The following is a 17,898-nucleotide window of genomic DNA, read 5'->3' as shown; positions in this document are numbered from 1 at the left end:
TGACCTGGAGCAGCGGATCGGCGTCGTCCCGCAGCCGCAGCCGCAGCCGCAGCCGCAGCCGCAGCCGCAGCCGCAGCCGTCCGCCCTTGCGGCCCGGCTCGTGGGCGATGCCGGCCGGCGCGGCCGGCGGCACCGGGAATTCGCCCAGGTCGCGGCGGAGTTGGTGCACTCCGCGCTCGCGTCCCGGCACGAGGCGTACGGCATCGCAGTCGAAGGTCCAGATGCCGTCGCGCACCATCGGTTCAGCCATGCGCCGCATGCTGCGGAGGCCCGGCCGGTGCCGTGATTGTCCGACCGCGTCCGGTGCGGGCCCAGTCCTCATCCAGCTGTCATGTATGTGACGTGCACGGGACAGCGCCGCGCCGTCCCGCGCCCCTGGAATGGCTCCCCTACGGGCTCTGCGACAACCACCTCCAGGGGAGGGCCAGATGACGCACCACGCACCGCACGAGCAGGAGATCCGGGCCGCCGCCGCGCACTTCGGCCGCCGCCGCTTCCTCACCACCACCGGGGCCGCCGCCGCGCTCGCCTTCGCGACCAACCTGCCGGGCGCGGGCGCCGCCCACGCCGCCGGGGCCGATGCGCGGAAGATCACCGAGAACCCCTTCACGCTCGGCGTCGCCTCCGGTGACCCGCAGCCCGGCTCCGTCGTGCTGTGGACCCGCCTCGCCCCGCGCCCGTACGAGCCCGGCAACGGCCTCCCGGACGCCAGGGTCACGGTCCGCTGGGAGGTCGCCTACGACGAGCAGTTCAAGCGGCTGGCCGGCCAGGGCCGCGCCGACGCCCACCCGGAGTTCAACCACTCGGTGCACATCGAGCCCACCGGCCTCGCGCCCGACCGCGTCTACTACTACCGCTTCCGCGCCGGCAGCTGGATCAGCCCGGTCGGCCGCACCCGCACCGCCCCCGCCCGCAGCGCCCGCATCTCCGAGCTGAAGCTCGCCGCGGTCTCCTGCCAGGCCTACCACGACGGCTACTTCACGGCCTACCGGCACCTGGCCGAGGAGGACCTCGACGTCGTCTTCCACCTCGGCGACTACCTCTACGAGTACCCGGTGCCCGCGAACGGCGGCGCCCGCAACTACACCGACCGCACCCTCCCCGCCGTCTTCCACCGCGAGACGGTCACCCTGGAGGACTACCGGCTGCGCTACGCCCTCTACAAGTCCGACCCCGACCTCCAGGCCGCGCACGCCGCCCACCCCTTCATCGTCACCTGGGACGACCACGAGGTGGAGAACAACTACGCCTCCGACATCAGCGAGGACCACCTCCCGCCCGCCGAGTTCCTCGTCCGCCGGGCCGCCGCCTACCGCGCGTACTGGGAGAATCAGCCGCTGCGCCGCCCCCAGCGTCCCCAGGGCGCCGACGCCCGGCTCTACCGCCGCCTCCAGTACGGGCAGCTCGCCCAGTTCGACATCCTCGACACCCGCCAGTACCGCTCCGACCAGGCCTACGGCGACGGCTGGCACGCCCCGGGCCCGGAGTCGCTGGACCCCGCGCGCACCCTGACCGGCGCCGCCCAGGAGCGCTGGCTGCTCGACGGCTGGCGGCAGTCCTCCGCACGCTGGAACGTGCTGCCGCAGCAGGTCACCTTCTCCGAGCGGCGCAACGCCACCGGCCCCGGCTACCAGCTGAGCATGGACGCCTGGGACGGCTACGCGGCCTCCCGCGACCGGGTGCTGAAGGGCGCCGAGTCGGCGGGTGTGGACAACCTCGTCGTCCTCACCGGCGACGTGCACGTCCACTATGCCTTCGACATCAAGAAGGACTTCAAGGACCCCGGCTCGCGCACCGCGGGCGTGGAGCTCGTCACCACGTCGATCGCCAGCGGCAAGGACGGCGCGGACAAGCCCGCCAACTGGGACACCTACCTGGCCGCCAACCCGCACCTGAAGTTCTACAACGGCCGGCGCGGCTACCTCGCCGTCACCCTGGATCAGGACACCGCCCGCGCCGACTACCGCACGGTGTCCGCCGTCACCACCCCCGGGGCGCCGGTGCGCACCGCCGCCTCCTTCGTCTCCGAGGCGGGCGACCCGGGGCTGAAGCCGGCCTGATCCGGGACATTCGTCCTAGGCCCAATGGACCGGTCCGAAACCGGTCGGAAGCCGTCATGCGCGTGACACCATGGTGCAGCCATCTATCCCATGGAGACCCGTATGACGGAGCCCGGCGCGGCCGAGACCCAGGACCTTCCCGCCATAGCCGAGCGGGGCGCGGCAGCAGCACCGGCCGCGTCCCGCCGCACCAGCCTCCTCGTCACCCTCGTCCTCGGCGGCCTCACGGCGGTCCCGCCGCTCTCCATGGACATGTACCTCCCGGCCCTGCCGCAGGTCACCGCCGCCCTGCACAGCCCGGCCGCCACCGTCCAGCTCACCCTCACCACCTGCCTGGCGGGCATGGCGCTGGGGCAGATGATCGTCGGCCCGATGAGCGACAAGTGGGGGCGCCGCCGCCCGCTGCTGGCCGGCATGGTGATCTACGTCCTGGCCACCGCCCTGTGCGCGCTCGCCACCAACGCCGAACTCCTCATCGCCTTCCGCCTGTTGCAGGGACTGGCGGGCGCGGCCGGCATCGTCATCGCGCGGGCCGTGGTCCGCGACCTGTACGACGGTGTGGCGATGGCCCGGTTCTTCTCCACCCTGATGCTGATCTCCGGGGTGGCGCCGGTCGTCGCCCCGCTCATCGGCGGCCAGATCCTGCGGTTCACCGACTGGCGCGGGGTCTTCGTCGTCCTCACCGCCGTCGGGGTGGCGCTCACGCTCCTGGTGTGGCGCACGCTCCACGAGACCCTGCCGCCCGGCCGCCGGCACTCCGGCGGCCTCGGCCAGACCCTGCGCACCATGCGCGATCTGCTCGCCGACCGGGTCTTCTCCGGCTACGTCCTGGTCGGCGCCTTCGCCTTCGCCGCGCTCTTCGCCTACATCTCCGCCTCGCCGTTCGTGGTCCAGGAGATCCACGGCGCCTCGCCGCAGGTCTTCAGCCTGCTCTTCGGCCTCAACTCGGTCGGCCTGGTGGCCCTCGGCCAGATCAACGGCAAGCTGCTGGTCGGCCGGGTCCGCCTGGACAAGGTGCTGGGCACCGGCCTGGCGCTGATCACGCTCGCCGCGACCGCCCTGCTCCTGATGTCCGCCGGTGTCTTCGGGCCCGTCGGCCTGGCCCCGACGGCCGCCGGCCTCTTCGTCCTGATGGCCTCGATGGGCCTGGTCATGCCGAGCACCAACACCCTGGCGCTGCTGCGCACCCCGCACGCGGCCGGCTCCGCCTCCGCGCTGCTGGGCACCTCCACCTTCCTCCTCGGCTCGGTGGCCTCCCCGCTGGTGGGCATCGCGGGCGAGCGGACGGCCGTGCCGATGGCCCTCGTACAGCTCTCCTGCGCCGTGTTGGCGCTCGTGAGCTTCCTGGGAATGTGCCGCCCGTGGCAGCGTAGGGGGGACAGCAACGGGAGCACGGCGGGCGAGAGGACCAGGCTCTGAACGCAACGGCACTGACCTACGGCACACCGGCCCGCGCGGGCCTGGACCCCGGCTGGACCGAACGGCTGGTCCGCGGGGTGCGGGCGCTGCCCGAGGGCCGGCCGCCCTGGGCCCCCGGCGTCGTCGTGCTGGCCGGCCGGGGCGCGGTCGTCGCCGCCGAGGCCGCCGCCGGCTGGGCGCTGCGCCACCGGGCCTACGACCCCGAGCACGACCGCGCCGTCGATCTGCCCCGTGACCAGTGGGAGCCGATGCGGGTCGGCACGGTCTTCGACCTCGCCTCGCTCACCAAGCTCTTCACCGCTGTCGCCGCGCTCCAGCAGGCCGAACGCGGCCGGCTGGCCCTCGACGAGGAGGTCCGGGCCGAGCTGCCCGCCTTCGCGCCCGGCATCACCGTCCGGCAGCTGCTCACCCACACCTCGGGGCTCGCCCCCGAGCTCCCCTTCTACGACCACCGGGGCCGCGCCGCCCAACTGGCGCTGCTGTGGCGGGAGGCGGCGGCCCCGAGCGGCGGCCGGGCCCCCGTCCACCGCTACTCCGACCTCAACCTCATCGCCCTGCAGCTGATCCTGGAGCAGCGCACCGGGCACCGGCTCGACGCCCTGATCCGCGACGGCATCACCGGCCCGCTGGGCATGTCCAGCACCTCGTACGGGCCGCTGGCGCCGCAGGGCGTCGCCGCCACCGAGGACCAGCGGCGGCCCTGGGCGAAGGCGGACCGCGGCATGATCCGCGGCGAGGTGCACGACGAGAACGCCTGGGCGCTGGGCGGCGTCGCCGGCCACGCCGGGCTCTTCTCCACCGCCCAGGACCTGGCCGTCCTGTGCCGCACCCTGCTCAACGGCGGCTCCTACGGCACCGCCCGGATTCTCCGCCCCGGCACCGTCGCCGCCCTCCTCGACCCGCCCGGCCTCGGCTTCGGCGTCGACCAGCCGTACTTCATGGGCGAGTTGGCGGGCCGCGGCGCGGCCGGGCACACCGGCTTCACCGGCACCAGCCTGGTCCTGGACCGGGCCACCGACACCTTCCTCGTCCTGCTCGCCAACACCGTCCACCCCCGCCGCCGGGAGGGCGGCAGCGCGCCGCGCGCCGCGGCCGCCACCCGGCTGGCCCGTGCGGCGGCCCGCGGCTGACCAGGCGGGGCACGCCGCGGGGCGCCGTAGAATTTCCCCCATGCACGAGGAACTGCGCGCCGCACTGGCGGGCCTGCTCGACGGCCTGCCGCCCAAGCAGGCCGCGCAGGCCGTCGACCGGCTGATCACCAACTACCGGGGCAACACGCCCACCGATGCCCCGGTCCTGCGCGACCGCGCGGACGTCGCCGCGTACGCCGCCTACCGCATGCCGGCCACCTTCGAAGCCGTACGGGCCGCGCTGGCCGCGTTCGCCGCCCGGGTCCCGGACTGGTCGCCGGCCACCCATGTGGACATCGGCGGCGGCACCGGCGCCGCCACCTGGGCCACCGCCGCCACCTGGGAAGGCCACCACAGCACCGTCCTGGACTGGGCCCAGCCCGCCCTGGACCTCGGCCGGGAGCTGGCCGCCAAGGCGGTCCCCGACAGCACCTGGAAACGGCAGACCATCGGCGAGGGCCTCACCGTCCCCGACGGCACGGACCTGGTCACGGTCTCCTACGTCCTGGGCGAGCTCCGCCCCGAGGACCGCCGCGCCGTCGTCGCCGCGGCCGCCGCGGCCCGTGCCGTCGTCCTGATCGAACCCGGCACCCCCGACGGCTACCTCCGCATCCGCGAGGCCCGCACCCAGCTCATCGAGGCCGGTCTGCGCATCGTCGCCCCCTGCCCGCACGGCGACACCTGCCCGATCGTCCCCGGGGAAGACTGGTGCCACTTCTCCGCCCGGGTCAGCCGCTCCTCCCTCCACCGCCAGGTCAAGGGCGGCTCCCTCCCGTACGAGGACGAGAAGTTCAGCTACGTCGCCGCCACCACCCTCGACGCCACCCCTGTGCCGGCCCGCGTCGTGCGCAAGCCCCAACTCCGCAAGGGCCAGGTCCTCCTGGACCTGTGCACCGCCCACGAGTCCCTGCAGCGCACCACGGTCACCAAACGCCAGGGCACCCACTACCGCACCGCCCGCGACACGTCCTGGGGCGACCCCTGGCCGCAGGACTGATCCACACCCCCCTCCCGTCGAGGCCACGGCCGGCAAGCCGAAAAGAGTGGAAAGAAAAACGGCGGGCGATGTCGAGAAGCCGCGCCTCGCTCCGTCCCCGGGGTGAACGCGACCACAATGGGTCGCACCCGCACCGAGGAGACTCACGATGGCCAAGTACCTGCTGCTCAAGCACTACCGCGGCGCTCCGGCGGCGGTGAACGACGTCCCCATGGACCGGTGGACGCCGGAGGAGATCTCCGCGCACGTGCAGTACATGAACGACTTCGCGGCCCGGCTGGAGCAGACCGGTGAGTTCGTCGACGGCCAGGCGCTCGCCCCCGAGGGGTCGTGGGTCCGGTACGACGGCGAGGGGCGCCCGCCGGTCACCGACGGCCCGTTCGCCGAGACCAAGGACCTCATCGCCGGCTGGATGGTGATCGACGTCGACAGCCATGACCGCGCCGTCGAGCTGGCCGGGGAACTGTCGGCCGCCCCCGGGGCAGGCGGGAAGCCGATCCACGAGTGGCTGGAGGTGCGCCCGTTCCTGACCGCGTCGCCCACCATCACGGAGTGCCACTGAGGTGGACGAGGTCCTGCTGAGGAGCCTCACGCCCCGCGTCCTCGCGATCCTCGTCCGCCGCGGAGCCGGCTTCGCGGCGGCCGAGGACGCGGTGCAGGACGCCCTGGTCGAGGCCCTCCGGACCTGGCCGGCCGACCCTCCGCGGGACCCGAAGGGCTGGCTGGTCACCGTCGCCTGGCGCCGGTTCCTCGACGCCACCCGGGCGGACGCCGCCCGCCGCCGGCGCGAGGACCGTGTCGACGAGGAGCCGCCGCCCGGTCCCGCGCCCTCGGCGGACGACACGCTCCAGCTCTACTTCCTGTGCGCCCACCCGTCGCTCAGCCCGTCCTCCGCCGTCGCACTCACGCTGCGCGCCGTCGGCGGACTGACCACCCGTCAGATCGCTCGCGCCTACCTGGTGCCCGAGGCGACCATGGCGCAGCGCATCAGCCGGGCCAAGCGCACCGTGTCCGGAGTGCGCTTCGACCGGCCCGGTGACGTCGCCACCGTGCTGCGCGTCCTCTACCTGGTCTTCAACGAGGGCTACTCCGGCGACATCGACCTCGCCGCCGAGGCCATCCGGCTCACCCGGCAGCTCGCGGCCGCGATCGACCACCCCGAGGTGGCGGGGCTGCTCGCCCTCATGCTGCTCCACCACGCCCGGCGCGCGGCCCGGACCGCGCCCGACGGCAGCCTGGTGCCGCTCGCCGAGCAGGACCGCGGCCGGTGGGACACCGTGTCGATCGCCGAGGGCGTCGCGATCCTGCAGGCGGCCCTCGCCCGCGACCGGCTGGGCGAGTTCCAGGCCCAGGCCGCCGTCGCGGCGCTGCACGCCGACGCGCCCACCGCCGAGGAGACCGACTGGGTGCAGATCGTCGAGTGGTACGACGAGCTGGTGCGGCTGACCGACAGCCCGGTCGTCCGGCTCAACCGCGCGGTGGCCGTGGGCGAGGCCGACGGACCGCGCGCGGGCCTGGCCGCGCTCGCCGCGCTGGACGACTCCCTGCCCCGCCACACCGCCGTGGCGGCCTACCTCCACGAGCGCGACGGCGACCCGGCGACCGCGGCACGGCTCTATGCCGAGGCGGCCCACAAGGCCACCGACCTCGCCGAACGCGACCACCTGACCCGCCAGGCCGCCCGCCTCAACACCCGAGGGCGCCACTGACGGGCAAGCACCACAGGCGAAACCCACCACGGCGGGAAAGCCGGAAACGCGCGCCCCGCGCCACAGCCGACCCCACCACGGCGGGACAGCCGAAAACGTGGGAGGTCACCCCACCCGCAGCTCTCCGGTCACGCACTTCACGCTCCCGCCGCCCTTCAGCAGCTCGGTCAGGTCCATGCCGATCGGCTCGTACCCCCGCTCCCGCAGTGGTGTGAAGAGCCCCACCGCCGCCTGCGGGAGCAGCACATGGTGCCCGTCGGACACCGCGTTCAGCCCGAACGCGGCCGCGTCGGCCGGGCCGGCGAGCAGCGCGTCGGGGAACAGCCGCGCCAGCACCGCCCGGCTCCCGGGGGAGAACGCGCCGGGGAAGTACATGACCTCCGCGCTCCCCGGCTCCGTGCCGCCGGGGTCGAGCACGCACAGCGCCGTGTCGAGGTGGTAGTAGCGCGGGTCGACCAGATCGAGGCCGATCACCGGGCGGGCGAAGTACTCCTGGGCCTCGGCGTGGGACAGCGGGCTGCTGCGGAAGCCGCGGCCGGCCAGCAGCCAGGACCCGGTGACCGCGAAGTCGCCCTCGCCCTCGTTGACGTTCTGCGGCTCCCGTACGGCGTCGAACCCGTGGCCGCGGTACCAGGCGGCGTGCACCGCGGCCTCGCCGTGCCGTTCGGCGAAGGCGAACCGCGCGCCGAGGACCCGGCCGTCCACGACGGTGGCCCCGTTGGCGGCGAAGACCATGTCGGGGAAGGCGGGGTGCGGGGGCAGCTCGTGGACGGTGTGGCCGAGCGCGCGGTAGCGGTCGCGCAGGTCCTCCCACTGGGCCTGCGCGAGCGCGAGGTCCACCGGCTTGTCGGGGTCCATCCAGGGGTTGATGGAGTAGCTGACCCGGAAGTACGTGGGCGGGCACATCAGGAAGCGCCGGGGGGTGGCGCTGCGCCGGGAGGTACGCAAGGAGGGCTCCGCACGGTGGTCGCACTGGGGGCGGGTACGTGATCCCGTACCCGCCCCCACATCGTCCGCCGCGCGGAGCCCCCGTGCCGCGGCCCGTGCACCGTTCGGGTGGCCCCCGGCGCACCCCCCAGTAGTCCCGGCCCCGACGGGCCCGCCCCCGCCGAGCCGTCCCCAGCCGGGTCCGCTCCCCAGGCCACCCTGCCGCCTTGCCCGGTCACTCCTTCCGGTTCCGTTCCTGGAATCTGCGCAGCAGTTCCTCGCGCCGGTCCGCCTCGGACCGCCCCCGGCCGCCGCGGCCGGTGCCCCCGCCGCCGCGCAGCGCGCCCCGGGAGAGCTTGTTCCGGGTGCCGCCGACGCCGAGCATCCCGCCCGCGTTGCCCTTGCTCATGGGAATCCCCTTCCTCCGACTCGGCGAGACGCTTCGTCTCGCCCTCGGCCTCCACTATGGGCGAGACGTCACGTCTCGTCAAGACGATACGTCTCGCCTCTTCCCGGCTAGACTCCGCGCCATGGCGAACAAGACAGCCCCCGACTCCTCCCGCCGCAGCGAACGCTCCCGGCGTGCGATCTTCGACGCCGCCCTCGCCCTCGTCGGCGAGGTCGGCTACGACAAGCTCACGATCGAAGGCATCGCCTCCCGGGCCGGGGTCGGCAAGCAGACGATCTACCGCTGGTGGCCCTCCAAGGCGGCCGTCCTGCTCGACGCGTTCACCGCCGGTGTCGACGACTACTCCACGGAGGGCCTGCCGGACACCGGCGATCTGGCCGCCGACCTGAAGGCCGTGCTGCACGCGACCACCGACGAGTTCAACGATCCGGCCTTCCAGGCCCCCTACCGCGCCCTCGCGGCCGCCGGCGCCAACGACGAGCAGCTCTCCCGCGCCTTCGTCGCGCGGCTGATGGAGCCCGGTACCCAGCTCTACATCGACCGGCTGCGGGCGGCGCAGGAGGCCGGGGAGATCGCCGCCGGCGCCGATCTGCGGATCACCGTCGAGATGCTGCTGAGTCCCTTCTCACAGCGCTGGCTGATGCGGACCGGCGAACTGACCTACGACTTCGTCGACACCCTGGTCGACCAGGTGCTCGGGGGAGTGCGCCCGCGCGGCTGAGCGGGGCGGGCGGCGGGGCGCGACGGCATCCGAGCGCCGTCAATGAGCCGAATTGCCGGTATTCATCCGTCCTTCGTTCACCCCGGATACGCACACCGGTCACCCGAGGAGCAGGATGGTGGCAGCATTGATCCCAGACCACCGCTCGAAGTGAGGGGATAGATGGAACGCAAGAGCAGGTTCTCCCAGTGGCTGCGCCGGCCGAAGAGCGGATCGGGCGGCGGCGATACGGACACGGGATCAGCGGCTGCGCGCGGCCGCGAGGACCTGCTGCTGGCGGCAGCCGAAGCGGGTTTCCCGGTGGCCCCGGCGGCGTACCCCTCCGGCTACGGCTGTTCCTGTGAACGCATCGGCTGTCCCACCCCCGGCCGCCACCCCGTCTCCTTCGGCTGGCAGACCGTCGCCACCACCGACCGCGACAAGGTCGCCGCCTGGGTCCGCACCCTCCCGCAGGCCAACTTCATCACCGCCACCGGCATCACCCACGACGTCCTGGACGTCCCCGTCGAGGCGGGCCGCAGCGCCCTGGGGCGGCTGGACGCGGCAGGTATCGACGTCGGGCCGATCGCTCTCAGCGGCGCCGGTCTCGGCGACGGCCGGATGCTCTTCTTCACCGCCACCCGCGGCACCCCGGACGACGAGGACGAGTGGTGGCCCTGCGAACTCGACTGCCATCCCGAGACCATGGACGAACATCCGGGCCTGCGCTGGCACTGCCGCGGCAGCTATGTGCTGCTGCCGCCCTCGACCCTGACCGGTGACCAGCCCGCGGTCACCTGGCTGCGCGGCCCCGAGCTGACGCTGCCCGATCCGCTGACCCTGCTGGAGTCGCTCACCGACGCCTGCGCGGAGTTCAACGACCGCGAGCCGCACCACCACGAGGCACACGCCTGGCCGATCGGCCGCTGACCGGTTCCGGACACCGTCCGGTCACCGCCGTACGCACCCCGAAGGGCCGCCGGGAGCACCCCGGCGGCCCTTCGGCGTCTGCCCGGTCCGGCCTTACAGCGGCTCGACCGACGTCTTGCCCTCGCGGCGGTTCAGGACGGTGACCTTCTCGCCGGAGCCCTTGGCCGGCACCTTGACCACCTGCGAGGAGACGGTGGTGAAGGTCATCCGGTTGGTCTTCTTCTCCGGCCCCACGACGAGGCCGCGAAGCTCCGCCGGCACCCGGATCGTCGCCCCGGCGAACATCGTCTGCTGCTGGTGGTAGACGGTCGAGAAGAACACCAGGGCCCCGCCGTCCGTGGTCCGCAGCGCCACCGGCGGATGCTCCGAGGGGGTGTCCCGCCACAGGACGCGCGAACCGACCTTGCTCGCGTCCTTGACGCGCCGGGCCCGCCAGCCGTCGGTCTGCGGACCGGACGCGAACACGCTGCCCTTGCCGGTGTTGAGGTAGTCCGCGTAGGCCCGGCTCAGCTTGCCGGGCGCCACCGTCAGCCCGGAGCCGGAGTCCAGCGGCACCGCCTCCGCGTAGCCGTCCTTCGTCTTCAGCTCCGGCGCCTGGTTTCCCGGGAACTGCGCGAAGTAGACCGCGCGCCACTTCTCGTCGATGTCGTCACGGCTGAACACCAGGAACCAGCGCGTCGGGTGGCCGGCGGCGTCCTTGCGGTTGCTGAGCGCGTCCGCGATGAAGTACTTCGGCCAGCCCGCCTGCTTGGGGACGGTGAAGTGCGGCTCTGTCAGCTCCAGCGCCGGGAAGCGCGGATTGCCCTGCGGCCGGAGGGCGTGCGCCGCCTTTATCCCGGCCTGGTCGATGGCGAGCAGCGCACCCGCCTCGAAGCCGGGGTTCAGCTTCGGGTCGAGCTGCCGGTAGGCCTTGTTGAAGCCCTGGGTGAAGCGGGTGAGGGCCTTGGTGCCGTCAGCCTTCGACACCGCCGGCAGCATCTCCCGTTCGCCGTGCACCGTCATGCACCCGCTCAGTATCACCAGCGCCGCCGTCGCCGACGTCAGCGTTGCGGGCACCCGGAACGGCGACCTGCGTGTCATGGGGCTCGGGCTCCTTCGGGGCGACCGGGGCGGACGGGGCGGCCGCCGGGGTGGCACGATTCGGCGCCACCCTACCGGGGGCGAGGAAGAGCGCGAGCGTGGGGACCAGATACAGAGCCCACACCGTGACCTGAAGGACGGTCGGGTCCGGCTGGAAGTTGAACACGCCCTTCAGCAGCGTCCCGTACCAGCTGTCGGCCGGGATCTGCGCGCTGATGTCGAACGCCCGGGTGGTCAGCCCCGGCAGGAACTCCGCCTCCTGCAGGTCGTGGAAGCCGTACGCCAGCACGCCCGCCGCGACCACCACCAGCATGCCGCCGGTCCAGGTGAAGAACTTCGCCAGGTTGATCCGCACCGCACCGCGGTAGAACAGCCAGCCCAGCGCCACGGCCGTCAGCAGCCCCAGCAGCGCCCCGACCAGCGGCCGTACCCCGTCGTTCGCGGACTGTGCGGCGGTCCAGATGAACAGCGCGGTCTCCAGGCCCTCGCGGCCCACCGACAGGAACGCGGTGACCACCAGTGCCACGGTGCCCATCTGCAGCGCCGCGTCCAGCTTGCCGTGCAGCTCCCGCTTCAGATGCCGCGCGGTGCGCCGCATCCAGAAGACCATCCACGTCACCAGGCCCACCGCGATGACCGACAGCGAACCGCCCAGCGCCTCCTGCGCCTTGAATGTCAGGGTCTGCGAACCGAACTGCAGCGCCGCACCGAACGCGAACGACAGCACCACGGCGAGCGCGATACCGAGCCAGACCGGGCGCAGCGCCTCCCGCCTCCCGGTCTTGACCAGGTAGGCGATGAGAATGCAGACGACGAGGCTGGCTTCCAGGCCCTCGCGCAGACCGATCAGGTAGTTGCCGAACACGTCGGTTCCTTCCCTTCCTTCATGAAGCCGGCGACGGGTCCGCCCCGCGCCGGCACAGGCACGACGGGATCAGGCGAACAGCGCCCGGCCCCACCAGTCGTCCGCGTCCCGGACGCCCGGCGGCACCGCGAAGACCGCTGAACCCACGTGCTGGATGTATTCGTTGAGTGCGTCGTCGGCCGCCAGCCGCTTCTGCAGCGGGACGAAGCCCTGGCGTACGTCCCGCTGGTAGGCGAGGAAGAACAGCCCCGCGTCCAGCCGGCCCAGCCCGTCCGTCCCGTCGGTGAAGGAGTAGCCGCGGCGCAGAATCCGCACCCCGCCGTTGGAGTCCGGATGCGCCAGCCGGACATGCGCGGTGGGCAGCATCGACTTCAGATGCGGGGTGTCCCGCTCGTGCTTCCTGCCGACCGGTGCGCCCTCGCCCTTGTTCCGGCCGAAGATGTCCTCCTGCTCCTGCAGCGAGGTGCGGTCCCAGGTCTCGATGTGCATCCGTATCCGGCGGGCGACGAGGTAGGAGCCGCCGGCCATCCAGCTCTCCTTGCCCTTCGCTTCGCCGTCCCCGACCCAGACGTGCTTGTCGAGCGCGGCGCCGTCGGTACCGGCGAGGTTGTGGGTGCCGTCCTTGAAGCCGAACATGTTGCGCGGGGTCTGAGCGTCCGGCGTCGTCGAGGACGTCTTGCCGAAGCCCAGCTGCGACCAGCGGATCGCGACCTTGCCGAAGCCGATACGGGCGAGGTTGCGGATCGCGTGCACCGCGACCTGCGGGTCGTCCGCACAGGCCTGGACGCACAGGTCGCCGCCGCTGCGCGCCTTGTCGAGGTTGTCGCCGGGGAACTTCGGCAGGTCGATCAGCGCCTCGGGGCGCCGCCCCTTGATGCCGAACCGGTCCTTGCCGTCCTTCTCGAACAGCGTGGGGCCGATGCCGAAGGTGAGGGTGAGCCGCGACGGCGGCAGCCCGAGCGCCTCGCCGGTGTCGTCCGGCGGCGCCTCCGCCAGCCCGCCGACCGCGCCGTCGCCGACCGCGTCGCCGGCCGTCATCCGCGCCGCCGCCTTCGTCCACTCCTTGAGCAGCGCGATCAGCTCGGCACGGTCGTCGGTGGTGACATCGAACGCGGCGAAGTGCAGCCGGTCCTGGACCGCGGAGGCGATGCCGGCCTGGTGCCTGCCGTGGAAGGCGATCGCGGCGCCCGTGGTCGCGTCCGCGCCGGCCGGCTGGGCGTCGTCGCCGGTGCGCAGCGCCGCCGCCGTACCACCGGCCGCGACCGCACCGAGCGCCAGGCCCGCGCCGCCCCAGCCGAGCAGCGCCCGGCGGGACGGTGCCCGCCCGCCGTCGGTCCGTGCGGCGGCGGTGTCCTCGGTGCTGCCGGTCCTGGTGGACGTGCCGTCGTCGTGCGTCATCGTCTCCCCTTGCCTGGCGGACTACTTGGCGGTGGCCACGGCGGCGGCCAGCTTGGACAGCGGCTCGGCGAGCGCGTTGACCCCGTCGGAGAGCTTCTTGCGCTCGCCCTTGCCGACCTTGTCGTACGAGGTGAAGCCGTCGGCGGTGCCGCTGTCGCGGTGCTCGTCGAGCAGCTCGCCGATCACCTTGAACTGCTTGTCCAGCTCCTTGGCGAGCGCCGGGTCGTTCTTGCCGACGACCGGCTTGAGCAGCTCGTAGGCCTTCTCGGCGCCCTCCACATTGGCGTGGAAGTCGAGCAGGTCGGTGTGGCTGTAGCGCTCTTCCTCACCGGTGACCTTGCCGGTCGCCACCTCGTCCAGCAGCTCCTTGGCGCCGTTGGCCATGCTGGTCGGGGTGATCTCGGCCTTGCCGACCCGCTTCTGCCAGTCCTTCAGGTCGGTGATCAGCTGACCGGCGAGCTTCTTGTCGTCCCCGGAGATCTTCTTCTCCTCCCACAGGGCCTTCTCCAGCTTGTGCCAGCCGGTCCACTTCTGGCCCTTCTCCAGGCCGTCGGCGCGCACATCGACCTTGGGGTCGATGTCCCCGAACGACTCGGCGACCGGCTCGGTGCGCTCCCAGCCGACCCGCGAGAGCGCGTAGGTCTTCTTGGCCGCCTCGACATCGCCGTCCTTGACCGCGTCGGCGAACTTCTGCGCCGCCGGGAGGGTCTGGTCGGCCTGCTCCTGGACGTACTTGCGGTACGCGGCGACCGCGGCGTCCAGCTTCGGGTCGCGCTTCGCGCTCGCGCCCTTGCCGCTGGCGGTCACCTTCTGGCGGATGCCGTCGCCCTTCATGCCCGGCTTGCAGGCGATCTCGTACGTACCGGCCTTGATCTCGGCGGTGATCTCCGTACGGGTGCCGGGACCGATGTTCTCCCGCTCGGTCACGATCCGGTCGCCGGGCGCGTAGACATACACCTCGGTGACCTTGGAGCCCTTGTTCTGCACCGCGAAGCGGACATGCCCGGCGGGGAACTCCTTGGCGGAGAGCTCACAGCTGCTGTCGGTCGCGGTCACCTCGACCGTGCCTTTGCCGCCGCCCTCTTTGCCGTCGTTCTTCGCGGCGCAGCCGGCGACGGCGGTGACGGCCGTGGCCGCGGCGAGGGCGGCGACGGCGGAGGGGCGAAGGGCACGCATACGGGGCTCCAAGCGGGCTCGGACGGACGGAAACGACGTACGGAACGATAGACACGGGCCGTGAGGGCCACTAAGGCGGGCCTAACTTATCTGAGGCTTACCTATTTCTGCCCCGCCTGTCGAGTGATCCCGCTCTCATGCACAACGGCCCGATTACGGATTGACCGGCCCCCGGTCACGGAACCGCCATGCGCCGGTCAAGGTAAGGGCCGCCGCCCCCCAAGGTCCCTGACTGCCCGAAATGCCGGCCCGCCGCTTTCCGGTCGCCGCCCTCCCATTCCCGGATCTGCTGTTCACTGTCCCGATGACCGATCTTGACGTGCTCCGGGTGTTCTGCGGACCGGACGGGGGCGGCGGCAACGCGCTGGGGGTGGTCCGCGATGGCGCCGCCCTCCCCGGCGCCGCCGCCCGTGCCGCGCTCGCCGCCGAACTCGGCTTCAGCGAGACCGTGTTCCTCGACGATGCCGCCCGGGGCACCGTGGACATCCACACCCCGAGCGTCCCCCTCCCGTTCGCCGGTCATCCGCTGGTCGGTGTGGCCTGGCTGCTGCGGACCCTGGGACGGCCGCCGCGCACCCTGCGCCCGCCGGCCGGTGAGGTGGCGGTCGGCTTCGAGGGGGATCTCACCTGGGTGCGCGGGCGCGCGGAGTGGGTGCCCGCCCGGACGACCCGGCGCCACGCCTCGGCGGCCGAGGTCGACGCGCTGCCCGCGCCGCCGCCGGGGGAGGGCTGGCTGTACGCCTGGGCCTGGCAGGACGAGGCCGCGGGCGTGGTCCGCGCCCGGGGCTTCCCGCGCCGCGGCGACAACATCGCCGAGGACGAGGCGACCGGCGCCGCCGCCATGCTGCTGACCCACCAGCTGGGCCGCCCCCTCGACATCCGGCAGGGCGCCGGCTCCCAGATCCTCACCCGCCCCTGCCCCGACGGCACCGTCGCCGTGGGGGGACGGGTGCGCCGCGACGCACCGTGACCCCGGCGGCCGCGACCGCGCGCAGGGTCGACGGGCAGAGGCCGGAAGGCGGTTGACGCGGCGCGGGGCACGTCCGTGCGCTACGCGGACAGTGGGAACTGTGCGCCCAGCTCGCGGAAGACCGCGCTGTTCAGCCGGAAGGCCCGCTTGCACTCGTCCACCACCCGCTGCTTCTCCAGGTCGTCCACGGGCAGCGCGTCCAGCAGCGCCCGGTACTCCCGCTTGAAGGCGGCGGGGTTGGGGATGTCCTCGAAGACGTAGAAGCGCACCCCGTCGCCCTTGCGGGCGAAGCCCCAGGTCTTCTCCGCGGTGCCGCGGATGATCTGGCCGCCGGAGAGGTCGCCGAGGTAGCGGGTGTAGTGGTGGGCGACGAAGCCGGCCGGCCAGTCACGGGCGCAGGCCGCCACCCGGTCCGCGTAGGCGGCGGTGGCCGGCAGCGGGGTCAGGCCGGTCTGCCAGGACGGCCCGCCGAGGTGGGCGAGGTCGCGCTCCAGTGCGGCGGTGCGGGCCAGCTCCGGGCGGAGGAAGGGGCCCGCGACCGGATCGCCGGCGAGCGGCCCGGAGGCGCCCTCCAGCGCGCGGTAGACGAACCACAGCTGCTCGGTGTAGCGCCGGTAAGCCTGCACGCCGAGCCGGCCGCCGAGCAGGTCGCTCATGAAGGAGGAGTTCTCGGCCTCGGTGTGCTGCTCGTGGGACGCGGTGCGGATCACCGTCGAAAAGGCGGCGGACGGAGCGGGCGGGGTCGGGCTGGACGCTTCCAAGACGGACCTCCGGGGACCGAGGGATGGGTCCCCCCTTGCTCGGATTCGAGAGCTTGGGGGAGGGCGGGAACAGGCCGGCTCCGCCGAGCCGCCAGAACTTAGGGTTACCTGACCCGCGGTCCGCGTCAACCCGTTCCCGACGCCCTGTCGGTAAAAAGTCTCCCCGCTTCCGTCAGGGCAGCGTGAGGATCTCCGCCCCGGTGTCCGTGACCACCAGCGTGTGCTCGAACTGCGCGGTCCGCTTGCGGTCCTTGGTCACCACCGTCCAGCCGTCGTCCCACATGTCGTAGTCGTAGGACCCCAGCGTCAGCATCGGCTCGATCGTGAAGGTCATGCCGGGCTTGATGTCGGTGGTGTGGTGCGGGCTGTCGTAGTGCGGAACGATCAGGCCGGAGTGGAAGGACGAGTTGATGCCGTGACCGGTGAAGTCACGGACCACCCCGTAGCCGAAGCGCTTGGCGTACGACTCGATGACCCGGCCGATGATGTTGATCTGCCGGCCCGGCTTGACGGCCTTGATCGCGCGGTTGAGCGCCTCCCGGGTCCGCTCGACCAGCAGCGTGGACTCCTCGTCCACGTCGCCGCACAGGTAGGTGGCGTTGTTGTCGCCGTGCACACCGTTGAGGAACGCCGTGACGTCGAGGTTCACGATGTCGCCGTCCTTGAGGACGGTCGAGTCCGGGATGCCGTGGCAGATGACCTCGTTGAGCGAGGAGCACAGCGACTTGGGGAAGCCGCGGTAGCCGAGCGTGGACGGGTAGGCGCCGTGGTCGCACATGAACTCATGGGCGACCCGGTCCAGTTCGTCGGTGGTCACACCCGGCGCGATCAGCTTGGCGGCCTCCGCCATCGCCTGCGCGGCGATCCGGCCGGCGATCCGCATCTTCTCGATCGTTTCGGCGTCCTGCACCTCGGGCCCCGTGTAAGGGGTGGGTGCGTCCTTCCCGACGTACTCGGGGCGCGGGATCGAGGCGGGGACGGGGCGGGTGGGGGAGATCTTCCCCGGGGCAAGGAGTGACTGGCCAGACATGTCAGCGAGTGTATCCGCGGGCCGTCGGGCAGGATGGTGGCACGGAATATCCACAGGAGGCGGCAATGGCGCTGTTCAAGAGGCGTACGGTCGGCAAGCCGGGCGAGTGGTACTACTGCCTCGAGCACCAGACGGTCGAAGAGGGGCCCGAGTGCCGCGCCGCCGACCGCTTCGGCCCCTACGGCTCCCGCGAGGAGGCGGCGCACGCCATGGAGACCGCCCGGGAACGGAACCTGGAGTGGGAGACCGACCCGAAGTGGCATGACATGGACGCGGGCAAGGGGAAGGGCGCCGGCGAGGACGCGTAACGCGGGCGGGGCGGTGGCGCGGCGTCCCG

General features: G+C 72.7%; 18 protein-coding genes and 1 pseudogene. 10 read left to right on the top strand and 9 right to left on the bottom strand.

What is annotated here, in order from left to right:
• Positions 1-22: 22 nt before the first annotated feature.
• Positions 23-238 (bottom strand): annotated as a pseudogene (locus ACGFN2_RS11815) (DUF4429 domain-containing protein); the annotation flags it as partial.
• 190 nt (positions 239-428) lie between these two features.
• On the opposite strand from ACGFN2_RS11815, the gene ACGFN2_RS11810 reads away from it, so the two are divergent.
• From ACGFN2_RS11810 to ACGFN2_RS11785, 6 genes are all read left to right on the top strand, one after another.
• Entirely contained in the window at positions 429-2,060 is a 1,632-nt protein-coding gene (locus tag ACGFN2_RS11810) for an alkaline phosphatase D family protein (RefSeq protein ID WP_393359509.1), read from the top strand.
• 102 nt (positions 2,061-2,162) lie between these two features.
• Entirely contained in the window at positions 2,163-3,479 is a 1,317-nt protein-coding gene (locus tag ACGFN2_RS11805) for a multidrug effflux MFS transporter (RefSeq protein ID WP_393359507.1), read from the top strand.
• Between the two features lie 77 nt (positions 3,480-3,556).
• Complete coding sequence (locus ACGFN2_RS11800; RefSeq protein ID WP_393359505.1) at positions 3,557-4,609, top strand: serine hydrolase domain-containing protein; 1,053 nt, start codon at positions 3,557-3,559, stop codon at positions 4,607-4,609.
• Between the two features lie 40 nt (positions 4,610-4,649).
• Complete coding sequence (locus ACGFN2_RS11795; RefSeq protein ID WP_393359503.1) at positions 4,650-5,606, top strand: small ribosomal subunit Rsm22 family protein; 957 nt, start codon at positions 4,650-4,652, stop codon at positions 5,604-5,606.
• 148 nt (positions 5,607-5,754) lie between these two features.
• Entirely contained in the window at positions 5,755-6,168 is a 414-nt protein-coding gene (locus tag ACGFN2_RS11790; RefSeq protein ID WP_393359501.1) for a YciI family protein, read from the top strand.
• Position 6,169: 1 nt separating this feature from the next.
• Positions 6,170-7,315, top strand: a complete 1,146-nt coding sequence (locus ACGFN2_RS11785) for an RNA polymerase sigma factor (protein WP_393359499.1) — start codon at positions 6,170-6,172, stop codon at positions 7,313-7,315.
• A gap of 105 nt (positions 7,316-7,420) precedes the next feature.
• On the opposite strand, the gene ddaH is transcribed toward ACGFN2_RS11785, so the two are convergent.
• Together ddaH and ACGFN2_RS11775 are read right to left on the bottom strand one after the other, a co-directional pair.
• Positions 7,421-8,263 (bottom strand): dimethylargininase, encoded by an 843-nt coding sequence (ddaH, locus tag ACGFN2_RS11780; protein ID WP_362607634.1) that lies wholly within the window; start codon positions 8,261-8,263, stop codon positions 7,421-7,423.
• 214 nt (positions 8,264-8,477) lie between these two features.
• Complete coding sequence (locus tag ACGFN2_RS11775) at positions 8,478-8,651, bottom strand: DUF6243 family protein (protein WP_393359497.1); 174 nt, start codon at positions 8,649-8,651, stop codon at positions 8,478-8,480.
• 121 nt (positions 8,652-8,772) lie between these two features.
• Here ACGFN2_RS11775 and ACGFN2_RS11770 point away from each other — a divergent pair, with 121 nt between their 5' ends.
• Together ACGFN2_RS11770 and ACGFN2_RS11765 are read left to right on the top strand one after the other, a co-directional pair.
• Positions 8,773-9,372, top strand: a complete 600-nt coding sequence (locus ACGFN2_RS11770) for a TetR/AcrR family transcriptional regulator (protein ID WP_393359495.1) — start codon at positions 8,773-8,775, stop codon at positions 9,370-9,372.
• A 162-nt stretch (positions 9,373-9,534) separates the two neighbouring features.
• Complete coding sequence (locus ACGFN2_RS11765; RefSeq protein ID WP_393359493.1) at positions 9,535-10,281, top strand: bifunctional DNA primase/polymerase; 747 nt, start codon at positions 9,535-9,537, stop codon at positions 10,279-10,281.
• Between the two features lie 93 nt (positions 10,282-10,374).
• On the opposite strand, the gene ACGFN2_RS11760 is transcribed toward ACGFN2_RS11765, so the two are convergent.
• The 4 genes from ACGFN2_RS11760 to efeO form a co-directional block, all read right to left on the bottom strand.
• Positions 10,375-11,247 carry a hypothetical protein gene (locus ACGFN2_RS11760; protein ID WP_362607642.1) on the bottom strand — a complete coding sequence of 291 codons (873 nt, stop codon included), beginning with the start codon at positions 11,245-11,247 and terminating at the stop codon, positions 10,375-10,377.
• Positions 11,234-12,226, bottom strand: coding sequence for an iron uptake transporter permease EfeU (gene efeU / locus ACGFN2_RS11755; protein WP_393359490.1), 993 nt, complete (start codon positions 12,224-12,226; stop codon positions 11,234-11,236). The genes ACGFN2_RS11760 and efeU overlap by 14 nt, the downstream gene beginning before the upstream one ends.
• Before the next feature lie 69 nt (positions 12,227-12,295).
• Positions 12,296-13,624 (bottom strand): iron uptake transporter deferrochelatase/peroxidase subunit, encoded by a 1,329-nt coding sequence (gene efeB, locus ACGFN2_RS11750; protein WP_393359488.1) that lies wholly within the window; start codon positions 13,622-13,624, stop codon positions 12,296-12,298.
• Between the two features lie 21 nt (positions 13,625-13,645).
• Positions 13,646-14,800, bottom strand: a complete 1,155-nt coding sequence (gene efeO / locus ACGFN2_RS11745) for an iron uptake system protein EfeO (protein ID WP_393359486.1) — start codon at positions 14,798-14,800, stop codon at positions 13,646-13,648.
• A gap of 304 nt (positions 14,801-15,104) precedes the next feature.
• On the opposite strand from efeO, the gene ACGFN2_RS11740 reads away from it, so the two are divergent.
• Complete coding sequence (locus tag ACGFN2_RS11740; protein ID WP_393359484.1) at positions 15,105-15,770, top strand: PhzF family phenazine biosynthesis protein; 666 nt, start codon at positions 15,105-15,107, stop codon at positions 15,768-15,770.
• An 80-nt stretch (positions 15,771-15,850) separates the two neighbouring features.
• On the opposite strand, the gene ACGFN2_RS11735 is transcribed toward ACGFN2_RS11740, so the two are convergent.
• Both ACGFN2_RS11735 and map read right to left on the bottom strand, forming a co-directional pair.
• Entirely contained in the window at positions 15,851-16,531 is a 681-nt protein-coding gene (locus ACGFN2_RS11735; RefSeq protein ID WP_362607650.1) for a biliverdin-producing heme oxygenase, read from the bottom strand.
• A gap of 172 nt (positions 16,532-16,703) precedes the next feature.
• Positions 16,704-17,561, bottom strand: coding sequence for a type I methionyl aminopeptidase (map, locus tag ACGFN2_RS11730; RefSeq protein WP_362607652.1), 858 nt, complete (start codon positions 17,559-17,561; stop codon positions 16,704-16,706).
• A gap of 65 nt (positions 17,562-17,626) precedes the next feature.
• Between map and ACGFN2_RS11725 the strand changes: the two genes are divergently transcribed.
• The gene (locus ACGFN2_RS11725) at positions 17,627-17,869 is read left to right on the top strand and encodes a hypothetical protein (protein ID WP_362607653.1); all 243 of its coding nucleotides are present in this window, start codon (positions 17,627-17,629) and stop codon (positions 17,867-17,869) included.
• Positions 17,870-17,898: the final 29 nt, after the last annotated feature.

Origin of the sequence: Streptomyces sp. NPDC048612, from assembly GCF_043199295.1 — a bacterium.
In the GTDB taxonomy this organism is placed as follows: domain Bacteria; phylum Actinomycetota; class Actinomycetes; order Streptomycetales; family Streptomycetaceae; genus Streptomyces.
The sequence above is the reverse complement of the archived record's forward strand: the minus strand, read 5'-3'. Positions and strand labels throughout refer to the sequence as shown.